General features: G+C 62.4%; 18 protein-coding genes. 7 read left to right on the forward strand and 11 right to left on the reverse strand.

What is annotated here, in order from left to right:
- Positions 1-32: 32 nt before the first annotated feature.
- The 3 genes from P3T17_RS27470 (at position 33) to P3T17_RS27480 (ending at position 6,083) form a co-directional block, all read left to right on the forward strand.
- Entirely contained in the window at positions 33-1,076 is a 1,044-nt protein-coding gene (locus P3T17_RS27470; protein WP_429409595.1) for a helix-turn-helix domain-containing protein, read from the forward strand.
- A 208-nt stretch (positions 1,077-1,284) separates the two neighbouring features.
- Positions 1,285-2,991, forward strand: coding sequence for a LuxR C-terminal-related transcriptional regulator (locus P3T17_RS27475; protein WP_429409596.1), 1,707 nt, complete (start codon positions 1,285-1,287; stop codon positions 2,989-2,991).
- Positions 2,988-6,083, forward strand: coding sequence for an ATP-binding protein (locus P3T17_RS27480; RefSeq protein WP_429409597.1), 3,096 nt, complete (start codon positions 2,988-2,990; stop codon positions 6,081-6,083). Before P3T17_RS27475 ends, P3T17_RS27480 begins: the two co-directional genes overlap by 4 nt.
- Here P3T17_RS27480 and P3T17_RS27485 read toward each other — a convergent pair.
- Positions 6,080-9,130: an AAA family ATPase gene (locus P3T17_RS27485; RefSeq protein WP_429409598.1), complete on the reverse strand. Its 3,051-nt coding sequence runs from the start codon at positions 9,128-9,130 to the stop codon at positions 6,080-6,082. The two genes, P3T17_RS27480 and P3T17_RS27485, sit on opposite strands and share 4 nt — an antisense overlap.
- A 348-nt stretch (positions 9,131-9,478) precedes the next feature.
- Between P3T17_RS27485 and P3T17_RS27490 the strand changes: the two genes are divergently transcribed.
- Both P3T17_RS27490 and P3T17_RS27495 read left to right on the forward strand, forming a co-directional pair.
- Positions 9,479-10,279 carry an acetoacetate decarboxylase family protein gene (locus tag P3T17_RS27490; protein WP_074268419.1) on the forward strand — a complete coding sequence of 267 codons (801 nt, stop codon included), beginning with the start codon at positions 9,479-9,481 and terminating at the stop codon, positions 10,277-10,279.
- A 33-nt stretch (positions 10,280-10,312) separates the two neighbouring features.
- Complete coding sequence (locus P3T17_RS27495) at positions 10,313-10,687, forward strand: tautomerase family protein (protein WP_074268420.1); 375 nt, start codon at positions 10,313-10,315, stop codon at positions 10,685-10,687.
- Positions 10,688-10,722: 35 nt separating this feature from the next.
- Here the strand turns inward: P3T17_RS27495 and P3T17_RS27500 are convergent, their stop codons facing one another.
- Positions 10,723-11,031 (reverse strand): hypothetical protein, encoded by a 309-nt coding sequence (locus P3T17_RS27500; RefSeq protein WP_074268421.1) that lies wholly within the window; start codon positions 11,029-11,031, stop codon positions 10,723-10,725.
- A gap of 300 nt (positions 11,032-11,331) precedes the next feature.
- Between P3T17_RS27500 and flhD the strand changes: the two genes are divergently transcribed.
- Positions 11,332-11,655, forward strand: coding sequence for a flagellar transcriptional regulator FlhD (gene flhD / locus P3T17_RS27505; RefSeq protein ID WP_429409599.1), 324 nt, complete (start codon positions 11,332-11,334; stop codon positions 11,653-11,655).
- On the opposite strand, the gene P3T17_RS27510 is transcribed toward flhD, so the two are convergent.
- From P3T17_RS27510 to P3T17_RS27540, 7 genes are all read right to left on the reverse strand, one after another.
- Complete coding sequence (locus tag P3T17_RS27510) at positions 11,646-12,353, reverse strand: ABC transporter ATP-binding protein (protein WP_429409600.1); 708 nt, start codon at positions 12,351-12,353, stop codon at positions 11,646-11,648. The two genes, flhD and P3T17_RS27510, sit on opposite strands and share 10 nt — an antisense overlap.
- A gap of 10 nt (positions 12,354-12,363) precedes the next feature.
- Positions 12,364-13,080: an ATP-binding cassette domain-containing protein gene (locus tag P3T17_RS27515; protein ID WP_074268423.1), complete on the reverse strand. Its 717-nt coding sequence runs from the start codon at positions 13,078-13,080 to the stop codon at positions 12,364-12,366.
- Entirely contained in the window at positions 13,077-14,240 is a 1,164-nt protein-coding gene (locus P3T17_RS27520) for a branched-chain amino acid ABC transporter permease (RefSeq protein ID WP_429409601.1), read from the reverse strand. Before P3T17_RS27520 ends, P3T17_RS27515 begins: the two co-directional genes overlap by 4 nt.
- Positions 14,237-15,103, reverse strand: coding sequence for a branched-chain amino acid ABC transporter permease (locus P3T17_RS27525; protein ID WP_429409603.1), 867 nt, complete (start codon positions 15,101-15,103; stop codon positions 14,237-14,239). The genes P3T17_RS27520 and P3T17_RS27525 overlap by 4 nt, the downstream gene beginning before the upstream one ends.
- 42 nt (positions 15,104-15,145) lie before the next feature.
- Positions 15,146-16,372 (reverse strand): urea ABC transporter substrate-binding protein, encoded by a 1,227-nt coding sequence (locus P3T17_RS27530; RefSeq protein ID WP_074268426.1) that lies wholly within the window; start codon positions 16,370-16,372, stop codon positions 15,146-15,148.
- A gap of 77 nt (positions 16,373-16,449) precedes the next feature.
- Positions 16,450-17,967: an amidase gene (locus P3T17_RS27535; RefSeq protein WP_074268427.1), complete on the reverse strand. Its 1,518-nt coding sequence runs from the start codon at positions 17,965-17,967 to the stop codon at positions 16,450-16,452.
- A gap of 195 nt (positions 17,968-18,162) precedes the next feature.
- Positions 18,163-19,248 carry a substrate-binding domain-containing protein gene (locus P3T17_RS27540; protein ID WP_429288828.1) on the reverse strand — a complete coding sequence of 362 codons (1,086 nt, stop codon included), beginning with the start codon at positions 19,246-19,248 and terminating at the stop codon, positions 18,163-18,165.
- Positions 19,249-19,463: 215 nt separating this feature from the next.
- Here P3T17_RS27540 and P3T17_RS27545 point away from each other — a divergent pair, with 215 nt between their 5' ends.
- A complete protein-coding gene (locus P3T17_RS27545; RefSeq protein WP_083611706.1) occupies positions 19,464-19,898 on the forward strand; it encodes a MarR family winged helix-turn-helix transcriptional regulator in 435 nt (144 codons plus the stop codon).
- 22 nt (positions 19,899-19,920) lie between these two features.
- Here P3T17_RS27545 and P3T17_RS27550 read toward each other — a convergent pair whose 3' ends face one another.
- The gene (locus P3T17_RS27550) at positions 19,921-21,840 is read right to left on the reverse strand and encodes a putative bifunctional diguanylate cyclase/phosphodiesterase (RefSeq protein ID WP_429409604.1); all 1,920 of its coding nucleotides are present in this window, start codon (positions 21,838-21,840) and stop codon (positions 19,921-19,923) included.
- A 497-nt stretch (positions 21,841-22,337) separates the two neighbouring features.
- A complete protein-coding gene (locus P3T17_RS27555; RefSeq protein ID WP_429288830.1) occupies positions 22,338-22,727 on the reverse strand; it encodes a hypothetical protein in 390 nt (129 codons plus the stop codon).
- Positions 22,728-23,029 lie beyond the last annotated feature (302 nt).

Raw genomic sequence — 23,029 nt, forward strand, 5'->3', positions numbered from 1 at the left:
ATGATGCTCACCAATGAAAACGGAGTGACATCATGTCCAGACAGTCACAGGACGCGTCGAGCGTTCTCCGGGCGGCCTGTCCGGATGCGGCAGGCGGGTTCGGTGCAAACTTGTGGGCGAGCGAGAGTTCGGTCGTGCAGATCGAGGAGCGTTGGCGCTGTCCGCCGTTTTCCGCAGTCGATGCCGCGGCGGCGGATCGCATCCTCGCCGGCAGCTGGAGCGAGGACGTCCCCGCGGGCGAGCCGCGCGAAGTGTCGAGCGTCGGCGATGAACGCTTCTATACGGTCGGCATTGCCCTGAGCGCCACCACGCTGAAATTCCAGCACGACGGCAAGATCATCTGCGACGGACCGGTGATGCCCGGTTCGATCCAGATCACGAAGCCCGGCGAAAGCGTCAAAGCCTTTTATGCCTCGCCGTGCCGCGTGATACATCTGTTTATTTCGCCGGACCTGTTGTCGCGGCGCTATGACGAAGCCGCAGGTCAGCTCGTGCGTCCCGATCTCGCGGACCAGGATCCGCGGATCTTTCGGGATGTCGCAGTTGAACGGCTGGCGCTCGCGCTGCAGGACGCCAATCCGCTCGCCGATACCTTCGGCCGCATGTATGCGGACAGCATTTGCGATGCAATCGTAGCCCGCCTGCTGGCGAGGCGCACCGACGTCATGGCGGCGTGGCCGGTCGCGCGAGGCGCGTCGCTGCCGAGGTGGCGTCTGCGCCGCGCGATCGATTTCATCGAGGCCAATCTCGCCAACCCGATTGGCCTCGCCGAGGTGGCCGCCAGTACCGGACTCACGCGCATGCATTTCGCGGCCCAGTTTCGCTCGACAACCGGCTATTCGCCGCACACTTACCTGCTAAGACGTCGGCTCGAACATGCGCAGATGCTGCTGCGCTCGTCGGAATTCAGCGTGCTGAACGTGGCGCTCAGTTGCGGCTTCAGCTCGCATGCTCATTTCACCGCGGTCTTCAAGCGCATGATTGGCGAGCCGCCGAACGCCTGGCGGGCGCGCATGCGCGGTGCCAGGTTGCCGGACGATTCGCCCAGCCACGCCGCTCAACGGGATGCTCCCTGATAGCAACATTCCCGCATACGAATAGCGGCGTCACACGTTCATTTCCTGCCACGTTGTCCGTCTAACTTCCGTATAGGCCTCTTGACGACCCGGCCATTACCGAAAAATAACCGAATCATCACGCTTCGTAGCGGTGCCCGGTTTAGTCTTGGCCGCATCTTCCCTCGTTGTGCGGTTGCGACGATCTGGTGTCCCTACGGAGCCTGAAATGAACGATGTCGTTGTTGCATACGAAAGCTTTTCCAAGACTGGACGAACACAGCGAAGTGGGGCGATTCCGTACGTATCGCCGGAATCGGGCGCGCAGCGTCCCAGCGCCGCCCCGGGATCTCTGCCGGTCGGTAGCGGCAGCGCCGCCGCCCTGCAGATTCCGCGCACTGGCGGCGCCCGGATCGGCGACGGCTTCGCGCACATCAGACTCGATATCGAACGGGCGTGGCAGGCCATCATGCGCTTCGATTCGCGCGAGGCGATGGCCATCGCGGAGCTGATCGAGCAGCAGGCGAGCCGGCTGTCTGTGACGGTGACGAAAACGCTTCACGGCGAAATTGCGGCGCTGCGGGCTGTGGCGCTCGTGTTCCAGGACGATGAGGTGGCCGCGTTGCCGGCTGCGTTGTCCGCGCTTGCGCTTGGCGCAAGCGCGCCGACGGCGCAAGTCGCTTTGACCGTGTGCCGCTGTGTGTACTGGCGGCGCGGCGATCTGGAGAGCTTCTACGCGGTGGAGCGCGTCGAGCGGGACGCGCGGCCGGGCCCGATGCAGGCGCTCTCCGCGCTGTTCGATCTGGCCTTGGATGCCGCCGTCGCCTTCGATCAGATGCGCTTCAACGCGGCACGCCTGCTGGCTGCCGACGCGCTCGAAACGGGGCGGCGCCTGCTCGGCAGGCAGGTTCCGGCCGATGCGTTTCCCGCGTCCATCATCGCGCAAGTGCTCTACGAGCAGGGGCAGGTGGACGAAGCCGAGGCGTTGATCGCCGCACGGATAGCCAATATCCGCGAACGCAGTACGTTCGAAGGCGCACTGCGCGCGCATGTGCTGCTCGCGCGCATCGCCAGGAACCGGGGGCAAGCCGGCCGGGCGCTCGTGATTCTCAGCGAGGCCGAGGCGCTCGGTGCGCGGCGTGGCTGGCCCCGGTTGCGGGCAGCGAGCCTCGCGTACCAGGTCGAAATCGAAGCCGGGAACGGGCGCCTCGAGCAGGCCGAGCAATGTCTGGAGCGTCTCGCCGCGCTCACACGTGAAAAGCGGGCCGCGAGCACCAGTGGCAGCAGTGCGGCCCTCGAAATCGCGCGTTTTCATACCCTCGCACGGGCGCACGTCGCTTTGGCCCGCTCGCCAGGTACCGTCGATGTCGCGTCATTGCGGCAGGCTCATTTCGACACGGTACGGCGCGGCAGTCTCTATGCGGCGGTACCCGTTGCGCTCCTGCTTGACGAGGCGTTGCTCGTGACGGGGCAACGCGGCGAAGCCGTCGAGGTGCTGGTCAATCTGCTCAAGCTCGCGCCATCGGTCGGTCTGCATCAGACGCTCGTCGATTGCAGTGTGCGCGTCGCGGAGCTGATCGAGGCGATCGTGCAACGGCGGATCGCCTCCGTGCACGAGGCGGGCGAACTGCTGCCTTACGCGGGGCTGCTGCTGGTGCACCGGCAACGCGGCGCGCGCCAGGCGATTGAGCCATTCGCGGCGCGACGCCCGAACGCAGCCGCGGCACTCAGCGAGCGCGAGCGTCTGATCGTCGACCTGATGGGGCGAGGTCTGTCCAACAAGCAGATCGCGGTTCAGTTGTGCATCGCGCCTGAGACCGTAAAATCGCACGCGAAGCATCTCTATACGAAGCTGTCGGTCAGAAACCGGACCGAAGCGGTCACACTCGCCACCCGCCTTGGCCTGATCCAGATTCCGAGGACTTTTCCGGCTTGAACCCCGACTTGCGTATCCACACGTCGCTCCAGTTTCCCGGCTTTCAGCTCGACTTGTCCAGTCAATGTCTGTGGCGGCTGGATCCGGCGCAGGCCGCTACCCGTATCGACCTCCCGCCCAAGACCTTCGCTGTGTTGCGGCATCTGGTGGAACATGCGCAGCAGCTGATGTCGTTCTATGCGCTGCTCGAAGCCGTGTGGCCCGACGTGCATGTGCAGCCCGAAGTGCTCAAGGGACATGTCGCTGCAATCCGTCGCGCCCTGGGTGACGATGCCAGTCAGCCGCGCTATGTTGAAACGCATCGCGGGCAGGGCTATCGCTTTATCGCGCCGGTCGGCAATCTCGCCGTTGGCGGCGAGTCAGGCTTCTTTGCACGCAGGGCGGAGCGCTTCGTGGGCCGCACGCCGCAGCTCGATGCCTTGCTGGCGGCACACCGGCGTGCAGAGGCCGGCTCGCGGCAGATCGTGTTTGTCACGGGCGAGGCGGGTATCGGCAAGACGGCGCTCGTCGACGAGTTCCTCGCTGCGGCAAGCCAGGGCGACACGCGGGTGATGGGAGGCGGGTGCGTCGAAGGCTATGGCGGCACCGAACCTTATTATCCGGTGCTCGAAGCGCTCGGCCGCCTCTGCCGCGGAGCAGGCGGCGAGCAGGTCAAGACGGCGCTCGTCTCGATCGCGCCCACCTGGGCCATCCTGATGCCGTCCTGCGTGCCGGCGGATATCCTCGATTCGTTGCTCGCCCGGACACTCGGCGCCGGGCGCGAGCGCATGATGCGCGAAATCTGCGACCTGCTGCAGACGCTGGCGAGAGAACGCCCGCTGTTGCTCGTGCTGGACGATCTGCACTGGGCGGACTTTTCGACCATCGACATGCTGTCCGCGCTTGCCCAGATCGAGGGACCGCTGCGGCTCATGATCGTAGCCGTTTACCGTAGCGACGACGCCTCGTCCGTCCGGCATCCGGTGATGAAGCTCAATCACACGCTAATGCTTCGCAGAGCGTGTGAGGTGGTCGAGCTTGCCCCGCTCAAGCCCGACTCGGTCGGCGCCTGGCTCATGCATGGCGCGAGCCTGAACCCGCTCGACGAGGAGTTGGCGCATCTGGTCGCCGAACGCTCGGGGGGCAATCCACTGTTCATGCAGGCGATTCTCGAGCATCTGTACGAGCATGGCCTCGCGATCAGGACGGTTGACGGCTGGCATCAGACGGCGAGCGCCGCGCAGTTGCGCGAGGCGCTTCCGCGCACCATCGTGCAGGTCATCGAAATGCGTATCCGGCGGCTGGCTGCCAGGGCGCAACGCATGCTCGAGGCCGCGAGTGTGGCGGGACTGACGTTTGCGCCGGCAACAACGGCCGAAGCGGCTGCGATGAGCATCGAGGCGTTCGAGGATCTGTGCGACAGCCTTGCTCGCCAGGGCCAGTTCATTCGCCGCGCCGGCGTCCAGAGCTTGCCCGACGGCAACAGCGCGCAATCGTTCAGCTTTACGCATGCGCTGGTTCGCAGCGTCTTCTACGACCGTCAGGGACTAACGCGGCGCTCCAGGTCGCACCGGCTGATTGGCGAGCGTCTCGAGACGCTGTTTCCGGTGGGGCAACGCGGCAGTCTCTCGGCGGAGCTCTGCTGGCACTTTGCCGATGCGCAGCAATGGGACAAGGCGCTCGACTATGTACGCACCGCCTTGCAAACCGCCAAGGTTCGCTGCGCCTATCGGGAAGCGCTAGCCGCACTCGATCAGGCCGATACGCTGCTCGCACGCCTGCCGGCCGACTTGCGCGCGTTGCGGCGCGTCGAATTCGTCGAAGCGCGCGCGGCGCTCTATGCGGCCGCTCATGACCGGCAGGCGATCGACGCATACCGGGCGCTGCACGAACAGTCGACGCGGCTCGGCAAGATCGAAGTGCAACTGCGCGCGCTGCTCGGCCTCTCGTACGTGCTGAGCTGGGACGATCAGGCTCGCTCGGTGGAATGCCTCGACGATGCGCTCAGGCTCAGTGCGTCCTATCCGGACCGGAGCGTTAGCGCGTCGACGCAGATCGCGTGCAATGTGCGGCGTATCTGGACGCAAGGCTGGAACACGGACGATGCGCGGCAATTCAGCGACGCGCTCGCGATCGTGCGCGAGATAGGCGATCCGGTGTCCATCGCGCAAGCGCAAATGGAGCACTGCATGCTGATGATGGTGTCGACGCAGTACCGCAAAGCGCTGCAGACCACGCAGGCGAGCTATCGGGTGTTGTACGACCATGCGGCGAGTCACCCGTGTTTCGATATCTCACGCCCAATGTGGATGGTGCGTCTGGGCGTGCCGTGGGCGTACCTGTCGCTTGGCGAACTGGGCCGCTCGCTCGACGAATTCGACCATGGCATCCGGCAGTATCACGACAACGGCAATTACTTCGCGGCGCGCACCCTGCAGGTCTATCGCGGATGGCTGCTGATCCATACGATGGACTTCGAAACCGTCCTCGAACTCGACCGTCAGTTCAGGCAGGCGGCGGATCGGCCCGGGTCCGACGACGAAGCCCGCCAGCGTGCCGCATTCCTGCCGCCCCAGCAGCGCGTCTGGACCATTCTCGCCGGGCTGGCTCACGCTGGGCTTGGCGAAAACGCCGCTGCCGCAGCGCGTTTTGCCGAAGCGGAACAGCAGATGGAGCGCGAACCGATCATGTTCGACTGGTACTGGCGACTCCTGCTCGAATGGGGATGCGCCGACCTCGCGATAGCGCAAGGCGACTACGACGCGGCGCAATATCGTGCCCGCCGCTTTCTCGAACGCGCGCTTGCCACCGAAGAACGGACCTGGCAGGCGCTCGCGTGGGAAACCATGGCGCGCGCATCGTTGGGGGAGGGCCATTTGCAGAACGCCAAGGTCCAGCTGGACGCCGCGTTTTCGGTGACCGAAGGTTTCGAGACGCCGCTCGCGGACTGGCGTTTGCAGCGCACCGCTGCGTCGCTGCACGAAGCGCGCGGCGACATGCAGCGGATGGCAGCGGCACAGCAGCGCTACGTCGAATTGCGTGTCCGTCTGGCCGGCTCGATCCCGCAAGACGCGGGTTTCGGCCAGCGGCTCGCGGAGCCGGTCGAGGGCTAATCCCCGGCGTCGAGCGTCACGCGCAGACGATGCCCGGTAGGCAAACTTGCCGCGAGCGCCGCTTTTTTGGCAACTGCGAATTCGGCGTGACGCTCAGCAGTTTGCGCATCGCCGCTCAGGCGGTAGGCCTCGCTTGCCGTGCGATGGATGCGCCAGTCCGCGAGCGGAGTCTGGAAATGCTGCGTGGCAACGAGCGCTTTTTCCACATACCGCACGGCGTCCGCCACCGCACCAAAGCGCAGCGCGACGCGTGCCTGAATCTCCCACGACAAACCCTGCCAGGTGCGCTCTTCCGTGCCGCTCGCCGCCTTCACCAGACGCGCGGCGTGCGTCATCGCTTCGTCCAGATCGCCCTGCATCAGGGCAAGGCTCGCGAGACCCCATTCGAGCGCAAGCCGCCAGTACCAGTCGAAAATCACCGGCTCGTTATCCATGCGCTGCATCACGTCGGCCAGATGCACGCGCGCCGTGCAGGTGTCGCCGAGGCCAAGATAGGCCAGTCCCTTCAGGAGGATGGCGAGCCGTTGTTCCGCGGGAAGGGTCGAGCGGCGCACCGCGGTCCCGGCCAGCGTTTCCGCGAGAACCTGGCTGCAGGACTCGAGCATGGCGTCGAAGTCCAGCGCATGGAATTGCACCCAGCAGCGATACAGCGTCAGCGTATCGGCACCGTACTGATTGCCATTGGTGGCGTACATGGCAATCGCCCGGTCGAACTCCTGATGTGCACGCCCAAGCTCGCCCAGATACAGCAGCGTCCAGGGCACGCCAAGATTGACCATCCAGGTGGCGCGAGCCATGTTGAACTCGGGCCGGTTCTCGTCGTTGTCGACGAGGAACTGGTAGTTCGCGAGAATGTTGTCCTGGGCCTGCTGATACCGCGCGGACACCATCATGACCATGCTGTATTCGCATTGCGACCAGGCGGTCGTGAACGGATCGTCGCCATTGCCCAGGGGTTCCAGCGCAGCTTCGCACTGACGGATGTCGTCGGCACGCCAGCCGCGCACCCACATTCTCCAGACGTAACAACTGATGCGGGTGCGCGCCTGCTGTTGCAGATTGGTCTGCCGTTCGCTCAGCACCAGCGCTTCGTCGATGATCCGGCTGCTGCGCAGCTGATCCCGCCAGCTATAGGCGTAGGCGAGGCTCAACAACGCGCGGCTCTGGATATCGATCAGACCGAGTTGCGCGGCACGCCTAGCCAGTTGTTCGCAGGTCTCAAGCGCGCGCCGGTCGTGCGCCGCGGTAAAGACGGACGCACGCCCCTCGAGAAACTCTGCCTCGGCCGCTGCGCGTGCCTCGTTCGGCAAGTTGGCGGCCAGCATCATGGCGCGATCGAGGATAGCGAGTGCGTCGTTGTACGCAAGACGCTTCTTCGCGGTCTGGATCGCGATCCGCAGATACCCCAGCGCGCGCGACCATTGCTTGGCTGCCGCGAAGTGCTGGGCCAACTCCGCCGCGACGCTGCCGTGCTCTTCCGGCGCGCTGCGCGCTTCGAGCTCCTCGGCAATCCGCAGATGCGAATGAGCGGTACGCAGCGCGCCCTGACGCTCGTAGAAGGTCTGCCGGTACATCGTGTGGCGGAATGCGTAGGTCCGTGTCGTGATCATGCGCTCGAGCGGCGCAGGCGCTTCGCGGCGGATGAAGCTCTCCTGGCGGCACAGCGCTTCGCACGTCTCTTCGATGCTTTCCTGGCTCAACTGGGCCGCCGGCGCAACAAGCGTGGCATCGAAGCTGAGTCCCGCCACACTGGCGGCTTCCAGCACGCGCTGTTGATTGCCCGTCAGCCGCTGGATGCGATGCTCGATAACCTGGCTCAGAGTCAGCGGCACTTCGAGCCGCACTTCCGACGGAGACAGATGCAGCTTCCACCCTTCGGGGGTGGACTGCGCGATGCCCTGTGCGACCAGATGATCGAGCGTCGCCACCATGAAGAGGGGATTGCCGCCGGAGTGCTCGCAGACGAGTTGTGCCAGGCCGTTTTCGCGAGCGTTCTGCGCCTTGCCTTCAAGGTATTCGGCAATGGCGTTTTCGGTCAGCGGCTCGAGCACGATGTCGTGGCAAAGCTTCTGCAAACCGAGGTCGTGGTTCAGGCGGCACAGTGGATGCTGAGCGAATTCCGCATCTTCGGGGCGATAGGTGACCACGACCATCAGGCGCGCGTGGGTGCGATGACGGGCGAGCGCAGAGAGCATGTCGACCGTCGAATAATCCGACCAATGAAGGTCTTCGAAGACGAGGGCGAGCGGCGTTTGCGCCGAGAGCGCGGCGAAGAACTCGCAGATCTCGCGCAGCATGCGGCCGCTGACCGCGCCGACCAGCTGCCGCTGCAACTGGGCGCGATGCCGCTCCGGCACCGAGCCGGGAAGCTGCGCGGCCCAGGTGGGCGCGATCGAGATGAGGCTGCGCATGATGGCGGCGCCCGCGTCGCCGCGCACCAGTTGAGCCAGCGCTTCGAGCACGGGGTAATACGGCTCGGTGCCGCCGTAGCCCTCGACGCAGCGCCCGAGCGAAGTCAGCACGTCGCCACGGCCGTCGAGCGATTCGAGGAACTGATTGACGAGCGTGGTCTTGCCGATGCCCGGTTCGCCGGCGACGAACACAATCCGCGATTCGCCTGCGCAAGCCTCGTCGAACAGCGTTTTGAGCTTGTTCAACTGCGGTGTGCGTCCGACGAAGGTACCGTCAGCCGGTCTCTCGACATCGTCCGTGGCGTTGACCGGCGTGCGGGCCAGCAGCGGGGCGATGAAACGGTAGCCGCGGCCGCGCAGCGTTTCGATAAAGCGGGGGTTGGCCGGATCGTCGCCGAGTGCGGCGCGTATGGACAGCATGTGCCCCTTCAGCACCTCCGGTTGCACCGTGACGTTTTGCCAAAGCGCGTCGAGAAACTCGTCGTGCGTCACGAGGCGGCCGGCGTTGTCGATCAGGTACTGCAGCATGTCATACGCACGAGGCCTGAGATTGAGCCGGGATTGGCCCCCATCCGGCGTCGCTTGCCAGACACACTGGTTGGCCCGGTCGAGCCGGAAAGGCGGGAATTCGCTCACTTTTGTCTCCGACCGCACGGCCCATTCATTCTTGCAATCCTATATGAAAGGCGATGGCCGCCTCGGTGCGCTGGGTCTGGCGCGGATTTCAGCACGGCAGGGCAATTGACCACTGAGGCGTGGCGAGCCTTGGCGTCTTCGGCAGGCATTAACGTAGTTTTAAACATTTGGCCGATTCTATACCGGCAAAATGACTGCGAAAACCTTCGACGTAACGGTATGGACCACGGCCTTGCGCAAGGCTTTCAAACGGCCTTTCGACACCCGATCGGGGGATAGGACACGTTAGCGCCTTCGAGAATAATGGGTCATCGCGACTGCGGTCGCTCCCATTGAGGATGAAACGAAATGCTTAAGGCGTTTTCAGTTCCTGTTACTCCGCAAGGGCAATCCGCACTTGCGACGATGCCGCCGTGGCACTATTCGAGCGACTGTCTGGCCATCGAATACTGGGCCGATCCGAAGGCCATCGCGGCATTGCTGCCACGTGGCATGACTGTGGACGAGAAGTCCGGCGGGCGCGCCTTCTTCTGGTTTCTGGACTGGCAGTTCACCGGGTCCAACGACGAATTGACGGACCCGGCCCGCTATCAGTACCGCGAGGCCTTCGTTCTGGTCGAGGCGGTATTCGACGGCGTGCCGGTCAACTATTGCCCATACATCTTCGTCGACAACGATGCGGCGATTGCCCGCGGATGGGCGCAGGGCTTTCCGAAGAAGCTCGCGAGCGTCTATCAGACCCGCAGCTTCTCCGCGCCGAGTGCAGCGGCCGCGCCGCTTGCCAAAGGGAGCCGCTTCGGCGCCAGCGTTTCGGCACACGGCGAACGCCTGGCGACGGCCCGTATCCAGCTCGAGGAGCCTGTCGCCGACCCGACGACCGTGTTCAACCGCCCGACGACCATGCGCCGCTACTTTCCCCAGCTCGCCGCCGGGCTTCAGGACAAGCCGCCGGTCGACGAGCTGACCATGTCGCTTACGGACAATCTGGCGATCGTCGATGTCTGGACCGGAACCGCGGAGCTGAAACTTCCCGAGGTCGCCGGTGAGGACATGCACCTGATCGCTCCGCTGCGCGTTGGCCGCGGTTATCGGCTGGGGATGTCTTACTCGGTGACGGATCTGCGGATTCTGAAGAACTACGTCGAGTGACAGGCCGGAAACGTCAGGACAGGAGTAGCCTCAATGCCGCTTTATACCTTGATGACTCAGGATGGCGTACTCAGCAGCGAGGCCAAGACCCGGCTCGCGGTCGAACTGACGGAGCTGCACTCGTCGTATTCGGGTGTACCGAAAAACTGGGTGCATGTGGTGTTTCAGGAGTATCCGCCCGGCAACGGTTTCACGGCCGGAGAAGCGGCGGCCACCGCCGCGCTGACGCTTCTGATCCGGACCGGCCGCCCGCCTGAATACAAGCGCGAGCTGATCCAGCGTCTCTGGAAGCTGTTTCAGACCGCGACCGGCGCACCCGATGACCAGATTGTCATCGGTATTCAGGAACTGCCGCCCAGCCAGGCAATGGAAATGGGGAAGATCATGCCGGAGGTCGCGAACGAATAGCTAGCGCACTAGCTCATTAGCTCACTGGCGCGCGATCATTCGAGCCAGGGCAGCGCCCGCGGCGAAACGATAAACGTCGTCAGCTTTTCATCGGGCTGGGTCCACACCAGCCCGAACTGCATCGAATCCGCATTCGGCAACGTGAAAACGTGCGGTCCTTCGAGGAACTGGCCGTCCCATCCAAATGCCCGGGCGGCCTCGGTCGCGGCCTCGTATTCCGAATCGACAAGCTGAAGCGAGAACTTGCCGCCGTCCGCCTCCACCAGTTCCCTGATGCGTTCGAGCGTCGGCATCCAGTTGAAAGCACTGGCCGGCCGGGGCATTGTGTACACGCGCCATGTCATCGTGGCTATCCTCAAATCAGGTATTCATGAGCCGGCCCGGCGTTCGCCAGGCGAGGGCGTTTCCTGGTTGACGGCAAAAAAGTCAAATTCTTGACAGTGGGTTTCACGGACAGGGACGCGGAGCACACTCAGGAATTCCTTACGGAGAATTCCATATCGGCCTAATTCAATATCTGGGAGTCCTGACGGCGCTAGCGGCGCGGCGTGTCTAGTATCGACTTGCGGCGATCGCTTGCGTCTGTTCGAAGCGCCGTGTGCTCAAAGTAGAGCCGATCCGGCCGGTGCCGCGGGGGTGGTCGAATGAATCAGGACACGCAAGGCTTGATACGCGAGATGAATCTCGCCTATCTTCTGCTGATCCAGCGCCTGCTGGCAGAAGACAGAAGCACGGCCATGGGCACCCTTGGCGTCTCGCCCGAGGTGGCCGATGTTCTGCTGGCCCTTTCGCTCAAGGAGCTCACGAAACTCGCCTCGGTGTCGCAGATTCTGTGCTCGTTCCGCTTCAATGATCATACGGTGCTGTCGGCGTTGACACATAGCCAGGTTGAAGCGGCCGCGATGACGCGCACGTCGTCGTCCGGGACTGCCTCAAGCCGCGCCGAGGTCGGTACACATCACGCGTAACCGCCGGCGTATTGGCTCATGATGTCGAGGTTGCCCAGGTGTTCGCGGGGAATCTCGTCGCCGACCTGGCCACGCCGGATCACCAGCACCCGCTGCGACACCGCGGCGATGAAATCCAGATTCTGTTCGACCAGCACGATGGTGAGCCGGCTGCGTTCGCGCAGCAGCACTAGCGTCTCGGCGATCTCGTCGATGATCGACGGCTGGATGCCCTCAGTCGGCTCGTCGAGCAGTAACAGGCTGGGATTGCCGGCCAGCGCGCGGGCGAGGGCCAGTAACTGCTGCTCGCCGCCCGACAGCGATCCGCCGGTACGGTCGAGCAAGGGCTTGAGGCGAGGGAAGTCGGCCAGCAGCCGTTCGAGCGCGTCCACTGGGCGCTGGCCGGTCTTCAGGAGTCCGAGCCGAAGATTGTCCAGCGTGCTCAACGCAGGAAAGATCTCGCGACCCTGCGGTACGTACGCCATCCCGCGTCGCGCGCGCGTGTGGGGTGCCGCGCGCGTCACGTCGGCGCCGTCGAAACGGATCGTGCCCGAAGTCGCCGGCAACGCTCCGATCAGACTGCGCAGCAAGGTGGTCTTGCCCATGCCGTTGTGGCCGAGAATGCCGATCGATTCCCCGCTGGCGATCGACAGCGACACGTCGTAGAGCACCGGGATCGAGCCATAGCCGGCGCATAGATCGACAACCTCAAGCATCATCGGACTCCGCTCATTGCGGCTTTTTGCCAAGATAGATCTGCTGGATCAGCGGGTCGCTCATGATGCGATCCGGCGTGCCTTCGCGGATGATGGCCCCCTGGTGCAGCACTGTGACCGTCCGCGCGATCTTGCGGATAAAACCCATATCATGCTCGACCACGACGAGCGCGTGCCGCTGGTTGATTTCGAGGATCAGCTCTGCGGTGCGCGTGACCTCGGCATCGCTCATGCCCGCCGCGGGTTCGTCCAGCAGGATCAACGGCGGGTCCGGCGCGATCACCACCGCCAGTTCGACCCACTGACGCTGGCCGTGCGCGAGCAGGCCGACCGTCGCATCGCGGTACGCCAGCATGCCGACGCGTTCGAGCGTCGTCCGCGTAACCCGTTCTGTCTGTTGCGGCGTGTTCACCCGGCGCGCAGCGAGCCAGACGTTCTCCCATACGCTGAGCCCGTTGAAGAGGCTCGGCACCTGGGTCTTGATGCCAATGCCCAGCCGAGCCGGCTGATGCGGCTGCATGTTCGAGATGTCCTGGCCACGAAACAGGATCTGCCCCGAGGTGGGCTTCACCTGGCCGGTGAGCAGCTTGAAGAAGGTGCTTTTGCCCGCACCGTTCGGCCCGATCACGCAGCGCAGTTCTGCCTCCGCCAGGGTGAAATTGACGTCGCGGGTCGCGTGGACGCCGCCAAAGCGGACGTTCAGATCGCGGGTTTCGAGGAGCGGCGTCATCGCACGGTTTCTCCATGCGGATCGAGCTTTGCGGCTTGATCGATCTTTGCTGCCTGCGGCCCCGCGTCCAGGTCCTCCTTCACGGCGCCGTTGACGTTGGCCGTGTCGCGCCGACGGCGTAAGCGCGATACGAGCGCTGCGCCGAGCGAGCCCACGCTCGGTACGATTCCCTTGGGCACCATCAACACGAACACCACGAGAATGGCGCCGAGGACCAGGTTGGAGTTGATGGTCTGCTGCGTGCCGATCTGCGTGGTCAGCCACTGGATGGCGACGCAGCCCACCACCGGGCCCACTAACGTGCCGAGGCCGCCGACGATCACCCAGATGATGATCTGCGCCGATTGCGCGAGACTGAATACCGTAGGGCTGGTAAAGGCGCCCCAGTTGGCGAACAGGCATCCGGCCAGTCCGGCAATAGCTGCGCCGAGAACGAATGTGAACAGCTTGTAGGCGCGTGCGTCGTAACCGAGCAGCAAGAGACGCTGCTCGTTTTCCTTGCTGGCGACGATAACCCGGCCCGGCTTCGTGGCGAGCAGCGCCCTAAGGAGCAGATAGACCAGCAGCAGCGCGCCGAACGACAGCTCGAACAGGCCGCGCGGCCCGATCGTGTCGTCGATATTGCCGGGCATATTCAACGGCGCGATACCCGGTATGCCGTTGAATCCGCCCAACGGCGCCGTGCCGATTTTCCACTCCGGTCCCGCGGTGGAGTTGATCAGGTTGAAGAGGATCAGCGTCACGGTCAACGTGATGACGCCCATGTAGACATCGGACAGCCGTCCGTAGAAGATCAGATAGCCGAGGATGGCGGCGAACGCGGCGGGCAGCACGATGGCCAGCACGAAGGGCACGGTACTGTCGCCGAGGTTCGTCACGGCGATCGCGTAGGTATAGGCGCCTAGCCCGAAGAAGGCGGACTGTCCGAAACACAGGATGCCGCCATAGCCCCAGATGAAGGCGAGACTGATGGCGAGGATCGACATCACGACGTAGACAGTTGCCTGCACGAGGGCGAAGTCGTCCAGCACGTGGGGCAACACGAACAGCAGCGCCAGCCCCAGCGCAATGGTAAGCGCGGCGCTTGCCCACGACCTCGAGAAGCGCTGCAGCGCGTCGGGCCCTTGCGCCGGCTGGCTGGAGTGCGCAGGCCTCGTCACAGCGAACCCTTGAAAAAGCGGCCGGTAATGCCCTGCGGCAGTAGCCGCAACATGATGATCGCGCCGACCAGCAGTGCGACTTCGCCGAACACGGGCGTCGAGGCAAAAGTGGCGATCTGGTTGATGGCACCGAACAGCGTCGACGCGCTGACGAGGCCGACGACAATCGCCGGGCCACCGCCTATTACCGTGATGAACGCCTTCGCGATGAACGCGCCGCCCATCGTCGGCACGACACCGGTCAGCGGCGCCAGCAGGCCGCCCGCGAAGCCGGACAAGGCCGCACCGATTGCAAAGGTGGCCGAATACACAAGGCTTGGGTTGATGCCCAGCGCGTCGGCCATCTGCGGATTCTGCATGGTGCCGCGTGCGATCAGACCAAGGGAGGTATGCAGGAGGACCCAGCGCAAGGCGAGCGCCAGCAGTGCGCCGACCGCGATGATCACGAGCGTATAGCTGCTGACCGAGTAAGCGCCGATCGTAAAGTTACCAAGCGGGGCCGAGACTCCAGCGGTCGTGTTGCCGGCAATCGACGTCACCGCGCCGATCAGCAGCAGCGACAAACCCCACGTGGCGAGCATCGTGTCGATCATGCGGCCATACAGACGACGGATGAAAACCCGCTCCAGCACGATGCCGATCAGGCCCACCGTCACCGGCGCAACGACGAAGATCGCCACCCACAGATTGATGCCGAGCCGCATCGCTTCAATGGTCGCGTACGCCCCTAGCATCATGAACTCGCCATGCGCGAGATTGATCACCTTCATCATCCCGAAGATGACCGCGAGCCCCGACGAGATGACAATCAGGCTTGCGATCGCATACAGGATCTGAATCAGGACGATAGCGGCAAGATCCATCAGCGGCTCCTTGGGACGGCGCGCGGCCGCTTCACGCAAGCGTCAAAGCTTGATGACATATTGCTGGTTGTCGCGCGGGTTCTTGATGAGATTGCAGACGGCGCTGGTATCGCTCGGCGGTTGCGCCTGGAAGGTCTCGACGATATCGAGCTTCTTGTTGCGCACTTCGGCGATATTGACGTTCAGCACGCAGTGATGCGTGGCCGCATCGATCGAGACCTTGCCGCTGGGAGCGTCGATGCTGATACCCGACTCCAGCGCTTCGATCACCTTCATGCGGTCTAGCGTACCGGCTTTTTTCACGCCCTGCGCCCACAGGTTGAAGCCCTGGTAAGTGCCCATCGCCAGTTCGGTGATGTTCGGATAGTTGGCGCCGAAGCGCTTGTGAAAGCGGTCTTTGAACGCTGTATTGACGGGGTTGTCGATCGTCTCGAAGTAGTTGTAGCAGACGAGAAAACCGTCGCATTCGTCGGGCGAAAGCACGATCTGCTCGTTGCCGCCGGCAAAGGTGGTGGAGGCGAGCGGGATCTTCTTGTGCAGACCCGCTGCGGCCCACTGCCGATAGAACGACATATGCGCGCCGCCCACCAGCGCCGAGACAATCATGTCGGGCTTGGCCGCTTCGATCTTCGAGATCGACGGGCCGAAGTTCGTGACGTCCAGCGGGAAAAAATCAATCGAGGCAACCGTGCCGCCGTTGTCCTGCACGAATTTCTTGACCCACTGCGAGGTAATCTGACCGTAGTTGTAGTCGGCTGCGACCACGTAGACCTTTTTGCCCCACTTCTTCATTGCATAGGGCACGAGCTTTGCCACCGTCTGGCCCGGCGTCACGCCAGTACAGAACGTATTGCGGTCGCACACGCCGCCCTCGTACTGGGTGTTGTAGAAATACAGGGTCTTGTAGCGGTCGAGCACCGGACGCATGACCTCGCGCGAGGCGGAGGTGATGCCTCCATGCACGACCGCGACCTTGTCCTTCAACGCGGCCTGCTGCGAAAATTGCGTGTAAAGCTGCATATTCGACTGCGGGTCGTAGGTGAGCAGTTTGATCTTCTTGCCCAGCAGTCCACCTTGCGCGTTCCATTCTTCGACGGCAAGCGTCAGGCAATCGGCCATGGGCTTGCCGTAAATATCGAGTCCTCCTGATAAATCGGTGATCCCGCCCACGACGATTTCATCTTCGGCCGATGCGGCAAACGGGATACCGCAAGCCGCACCGGCAGCCAGCGAGAGAGCGGAGGTCTTGATGAAGGAACGGCGATCCATGGAAAGATTCCTGAAGGTGAACAAGATCGAATACGAGCGCCATGTTAGCGCTCTCTACGGCTAATCCGCCAGCGGCGTCAAAGCGTTTTCCAGTCCGCGGCCTGTTCGAATGCGTAAGCGCCGCGATAGATCGTTGCTTCGTCCCAATGCTTGCCGATCAGCATCATGCCGACCGGCAGACCTTCGACCATGCCGCATGGCACGCTCATCGCCGGGTGGCCCGTCACGTCGAACGGGCAAGTGTTGGGCAGCATCTCGAAGGCACGCTGAACCACTTCCTCGAGGGGCGCCCCCGCGGCGGGCAATGGAGTCGCAGTCAGCGGCAGCGTCGGCATCAGGAGCAGGTCGTAATCGGCGAGCGCCGTGTCGTACGCCAGTGTCAGTTGCCGCGACAGGTTCTGGGCCTTCGCGTAGAAGTGGCCACGATAGTGCTTGATGAAGTACTCGCCGAGCACCATGGTGAGCTTCAGCGTCTCCGAGAGTTCGTCTGCGCGTTCGCGCCAGCCCGCATGGAAGTCCACCATGCCGGTCACATACAGTCCCTTCCAGTTAAAGCCGTGGCCGTTGTCTTTCATCATCTGCTGGGTCGCGCCTTCGGCCGCGATCGGCAGCCAGATAGCCGGGCCGAGCAGATGCATCGGGATCGATACTTCGCTGACCTTCGCACCCAGATCGCTATAGCGCGCGGCGGCTTCGCGCACTTTCGCGTCGGACGCCGCCTGCGATTGCGGCCATCCGAAGCCCTCCTTGACCACGCCGATCTTCAGACCCTTGACGCTTTCTTTCATCAGGTCGCTATAGGGCTTGGCCGTCTGCCCCGCGTACTGACGCGGATCGAGGCCGTCAGGGCCGGCAAGGACTTCGAGCATGAGGGCGTTGTCGGTGACGTTCGCGGTCATCGGGCCCGTGTGATCGATCGTCAGCTCGATCGGCATGACGCCGGTGTAAGGCACGAGACCATGCGTGGCTTTCATCCCGTAGACGCCGCAGTACGACGCCGGCATGCGGATCGAGCCGCCCTGATCGCCGCCGATCGCCAGATCGACTTCCCCCGCGGCCACCAGCGCCGCGCTGCCCGACGACGAACCGCCGGCGGAATATCCCCTGCGGTGCGGATTGTGGACAGGCGCGGGCGAACTCGTATGCGAGCCTCCGGAAAAGCAGAAGTACTCGCATGTGGCCTTGCCGACAATCGTCGCGCCAGCGTCGAGCAGGCGCGTCACGATGGTGGCGTCCACATCGGGCACATAGCCTTCCAGCGTCGACGCGCCATTCATCATCGGCACACCGGCAAGGCAGACGTTGTCCTTGAGTGCGACGGTCTTGCCAGCCAGTTTGCCGCCCGGCGCGCCTTTGACTTCCACTTTGACGTACCACGCGCCGTAGCGGTTTTCTTCGCCGCTCGGACGATAGCCGGGCGTTCGCGGGTAAGTTACGCGTGGCAGATAGTCGGGGAGGGCATCGACGACATCGTAGGCGTCGAAGTTCGCCTGCAGCAAGCCGTTGTAGCTGGCCAGTTGCGTTTCGGAAAGATGGATGCCGAGGCTCAACGCGACATCTTCAAGCTGGCTCAGCGTAGGACGTTTGACTGCCATGGTTGCTCCGTAAGTTGAATTCCGGACAGACCTGCGGCTACTGTGCTGCCGGTGACCATTCGACGATGGATGGCGGCGTTGTCAGGCGCCTGAATGCCTGACCAACTTGCGAGCAATGGTATGGACGACTATTTTCTGCGTCAACCATTTTATTTTCCATGGAAAATAAAATGACGACGGCAAAGCGCGGCGCGATCAGAGATGGGTCAGCACGCGGAACGCGTGACCGTCGACCCTGGCCAGATAAATCGGCACCCGGTTCACCCGGCCGCCAGCGTAAACAGCGCCACGAGCGCTGCGATAGGAAAGGGGCGCGGTGCCGAGACGCGCCAGACTGGCGCTAGTGGCGTTGCGCTGATGCGCATCGTTGAGCAAAGCAGCAAGGAAGTGGATGCCTTCGTAGGTGGACTGTCCAAACGTATCCAGCGTCGGCGCACGAACACCGAAATGGCTGTGATAGCGCTCCTTGAACGACTGGTTGGCGTCGGTATCCAGTGATGCGAAATAACCAGAGGCAACGTACAGGTTGTCCGTGTTCCGTGCGCCGATGCCGAGCAGTTCGTTCTCGCCGAGTGCGCAGGATAGCCGCAGAACGTGCGAGGCCAGGCCGGCATGGCCGAAGGCGCGATTGAAGTCCACCGCGTCCTGGCCGATCAAGGAGAGCAGGACGGCGTCCGCACGTTGCTCGCGAATCTGGTCGAGAACGTATTCGTAGTCGCCGCCACCGAAGGGCAGAAACATCTCGCCGACGACGCTGCCGCCGGATTCGGCGACGAAACGGTGCGCGACCTGATGCGACGCGCGCGGCCACACATAGTCGTTGCCGACGAACATCCAGCGCCGCGGACGGTGGCGCTCGTTGAGCCAGTGAATGGCAGGACGCAGTTGTCTGGAGATCGTTTCGCCGATTGCGAATACACCGGGCGTGCGTTCGCCGCCCTCGTAGAGCGGGGTGTACACGAACGGTATGCGGCCGCCGATTGCGCGCAGGAGATCATGGCGAACCGCACTGGTGTGCATGCCGACGAGGGCATCGACGGCGCCTTCCTCTACCAGTTCGACCAGACTGTCTTCGATCGCCTGCGCGTCGTCGCCGGCGTTGAGGGTGATTAGCCGGCAAGGCCGGCCGGTGATGCCCGACCCGCTGTTGAGCTCGGCCACGGCGAGGCGCGCCGACGCCAGCGCGGACGGCCCCCAGATGCCCGCGGCGCCGCCGAGCGGCACGCACAAGGCGATATTCAATTCCTGCTTGCTGCTACGGGTACCGGGACGCTGACTCATCGATGGGCGTGTGATGCCAAAGTGGTCGAACACGTAAGCGAGGCTGGCCGCGACGCCTGAGCGGCAAAAACGTCATGCCGGACGCAAGCGTTGCACCAACCACGGGCGGACGAGCGCCAGCTTGGCACATTTTCAGCCAGTTTTGCACCGATACTTTCCACGGAAAATTAATTTGCGTAAGATCGATGCCATTGCTTCGACACCATGCATCTACCATGCCCGAACACGACCTTTCGCAGTACCTCGCCTGGCTGCTGGCCTCGGCGCACCGGCAGATGAAGCTGGGTATAGCCCAGTCGATTGCCGATGAGGATGTCAACGAGGAGCACTGGCGCATCCTGCAGGTCGTATCCGACGAGCAAGGTCATTCGATGGGCGAACTCGCCGAGCAGGTACTGCTGAATGGGCCTGCACTGACCAAGAACGTCGACAGACTGGTAAGCCGCGGACTCGTCCAGCGCGCACAGGACGCCCAGGATAGTCGCAAGGTGCTGGTCTATATCAGCGATCGCGGGCTGGAGATGGTGGGGCGATTGAAGCGCAGTGTGGATGCGCATCACGAGGCGATTGAAGAAGCGCTTGGACCACGCAACTCGAAGCAGTTAAAGCGCCTGCTGGAACGGCTGATCGCGGAGTCGCGGCCGGAATGAAGCGTGGTTTGCGCGACGTTGCCTAGGCGACCATCAGCGGTTGTTCGAGGAAATTCACGACTTCGCTTGCCTGGATGGGTCTGGAATACAGATAGCCCTGAACCATCAGACCGCCCAGCGTTTTGAGAATGGCCAGTTCGTCTCTCGTCTCGATGCCTTCGATAATGCAATCAAGGTTCATGTCCCGGCTGAGCGCGAGGAGCGACTTGACGATCTTGTAGCTCGTGGGATTCGTGTTCAGATCTGTCACGAAACTGCGATCAACCTTGATCTTGGTGAGCGGCAACGCGTGAAGGTGCGTCAGGCTCGAAAAGCCGGTTCCAAAGTCGTCGAGAGAAATACCACAACCGAGGGCCCGCAACGTCTCCGTGGCACGACGGACCTGCGCAAAATCACGAATGAACGCGGTTTCGGTTATTTCCAGATCGAGACGGGCAGGGTCGAAGCCGCTCTTGCCGATCTGCGTGATGATGTCGAGGACAGTGTCCGGCGAACTCAGATCGTGGGCGGACAGGTTAAACGAAAGACGGATGGTCGAAGGCCAAAGCAGCGCGTGAGCTAGTGCTTTTTTCAGTAGTGTTTTAGTGATCCTCTCTATCATTCCGGTGCGTTCTGCAACGGGAATGAACTGCGCCGGCGTGATGGCCCCCAGGGTGGGGCTGCCCCATCGGGCCAGTGCTTCGAATCCAATCGTCGAGCGGTTCGAAACATCGACGATCGGCTGGAACACAACCGTCAGTTCATCCTCGAGGTTGGCGTGCTGCAGTGCCTGCTCGATCTTGGCTTCGTAGCGGATCTTCGCATCGTGGTCGGTGGAGAACAGCGTCACCTTGCCACGACTGCTGCGCTTTCCGTGATATAGCGCATAGTCGGCGTTGGCGAACAGCTGTGTCGTGTCGCTCGCCATATCGGGAAAGACCGAGAAACCGATCGAGCCGCCTATTTGCAGCGTGATATCGCCTAGCGATGCCACAGCTCGTATAGCAGAACAGATCAATTCGCCATTCGCGACCAGTTCGACTGTGTCGCCAAAGTTCGACGCCACGATCGAGAACTCATCCCCGCCCAGTCTCGCGACATAGTAATTTTCCGGACATGCCTCGACGAGGCGCGTTCCAATGATCTGCAGCAATTTGTCGCCGGTGGCATGGCCGTAGATGTCGTTGACGAGCTTGAAACCATCCAGGTCGATAATGCCGACGGCAAGACGCGTTCCATCGGATTTCGCTCGCGCATAGGCGAAATCGAGGTACGAAAAGAACGCGCGACGGTTGGCCAACCCCGTCAGGCTATCGATATTGGCCAGCCGGAAATTCTCCGCGCGCGCACTGACCATGCCGGTAAAGTCACGATAGTGAACCAGAAGTATGGCGAGCATCGCCGCGGAAACAAGCGCTGTGTTGACGGCGATCGCGACAAAGACCAGCGTGCCCGAGAGAGCGAAGAAAATAACAAAGGAGCCGTTGACGATGAATGCAACCGTGAAGGCAGCCGGCCGCAAATGCATCATGCAAAAAATCACGCCAATCACGGTGATGGCCATATAAAAGGCTACGTGAGCCTTTTCATACGGATCGCCGTAAGGGAAGAGCCCGAACGCCCACAGCGTGAAGGCGAGAGCAATAAAGGGCGCGAGCCGTTGGGTACGGGAGAGTGCTTCTAACGCAATCTCATGGCTTGCTTCCTGCCGCGAGCGACGCAGCCAGCCGATCAGCCGCACCACCGAAATCACAGTCATGATGACGGGTATGTCGACGGTCAGCCAATGCGGCGCCACGTGCATGTGCGTCGTCGCGAGCCCCCATGTATTGATCATCAGGACCACATACATGAGCGGCATCTGGAACGTGAAAGCCCGGTACTGGGCGATCAGCAGATCCGGATTGTCTCGCGGGATGCTCGCAATTTCTCTAACAGATTTCAGGAGTTTCTTGAGCTTCATGATTGCGCATTCCCGCGGGTCCATCGCTAACGCGTCCAATCTGCAACAGCGGACTATCAAACTCGAATCTCGGCTCTCCTAACGGTACCGATACGCGGCCTGTCTGTTGTCCAAAGTTGTCCTTGTTGCGTGTATCGAATCGTGTATATCCGCAGCTGAACTTTGTGAAGCTAAGGTGAAAGGACCATAACCATGGTTGCTACTTCGGTATACGGCAACGTCCATCGATCTCTGTAGTGCGCCGATGTAGGGATTGCCTGAAATTTTCGTAAGGATGTGATTTTTTGGCGCGTGGGAGTCCGGTTTCATAGGGAAAACGCTGAATTGAAGCTGTTTTTGAGCGTCACGAAACGTTCATTCAGGATTACCTTACGAAATTTTCAGCCGGCGCCGATCTTCAGCGGCAGCCCCGTTTTGCCGTATAACTCGCTGTGTCTGGAGATAGATGGCTCCAGTGCTTCTGGTCTCTCACGTCCTGATCCTCGAAACTCAGGATTTTATTGCGTCGTGCTTGCACGACGCATTTTTTTTGCAGCGCCAGCCGCATCCTGCTCTGCGCTATTGGCCGGGGTGGCGGAGGGGTGAGCTTGCGCCAGCGCCAAGGTCTCGATAGGAAGCGTTGTCGCGGCATCGATTGCATCGAGATAGCTGAAGTGATAACGGTCGTATGCCGCTTGCCGTCTTCCGAAGCCATGGTAGAAATCGCCCTGAAACATTGTCCAGAATCCCAACGGGTAGTTTGCGCGCTCCATGTAGGTGTCCTGCTGCTGCGCGTCGTCGCTTGGGCCGTCGAGAACCAGGTGCTCAAGTGTTTTCGATTCGCACAATGCGACCGCCAGGATACAAAATATGGCGATGAGGAGAGTGCCGAGGATTGTCGTGCGCATGTTGAACCGAATCAGGTTGATATCGGTGAATACAGACTCATGCAGGACAACAAAGTTTTTTTACTCGATCTTACCGGCGATTTCTTCGTAACGTCGACGACGTCGGGCCCATACAAAAAAAGAGGCCCGCCGAGAGAAGGGCGGGCCTCAACACATACGTCGAGGTACCAACGGCGCTACTACGAGGGGGTAGTAGCGCGGAATGGATTGTACTGAGCCGGTACGGGTGTCGATGACGTAGTAACCGCGCGTAAGTAAAGCGCGGGGTTGGGTTTGCGGTCTGGGGCCGCGGTGTTGACAAA

Source organism: Paraburkholderia sp. GAS82 (assembly GCF_050436285.1).
Lineage (GTDB): Bacteria > Pseudomonadota > Gammaproteobacteria > Burkholderiales > Burkholderiaceae > Paraburkholderia > Paraburkholderia phenazinium_B.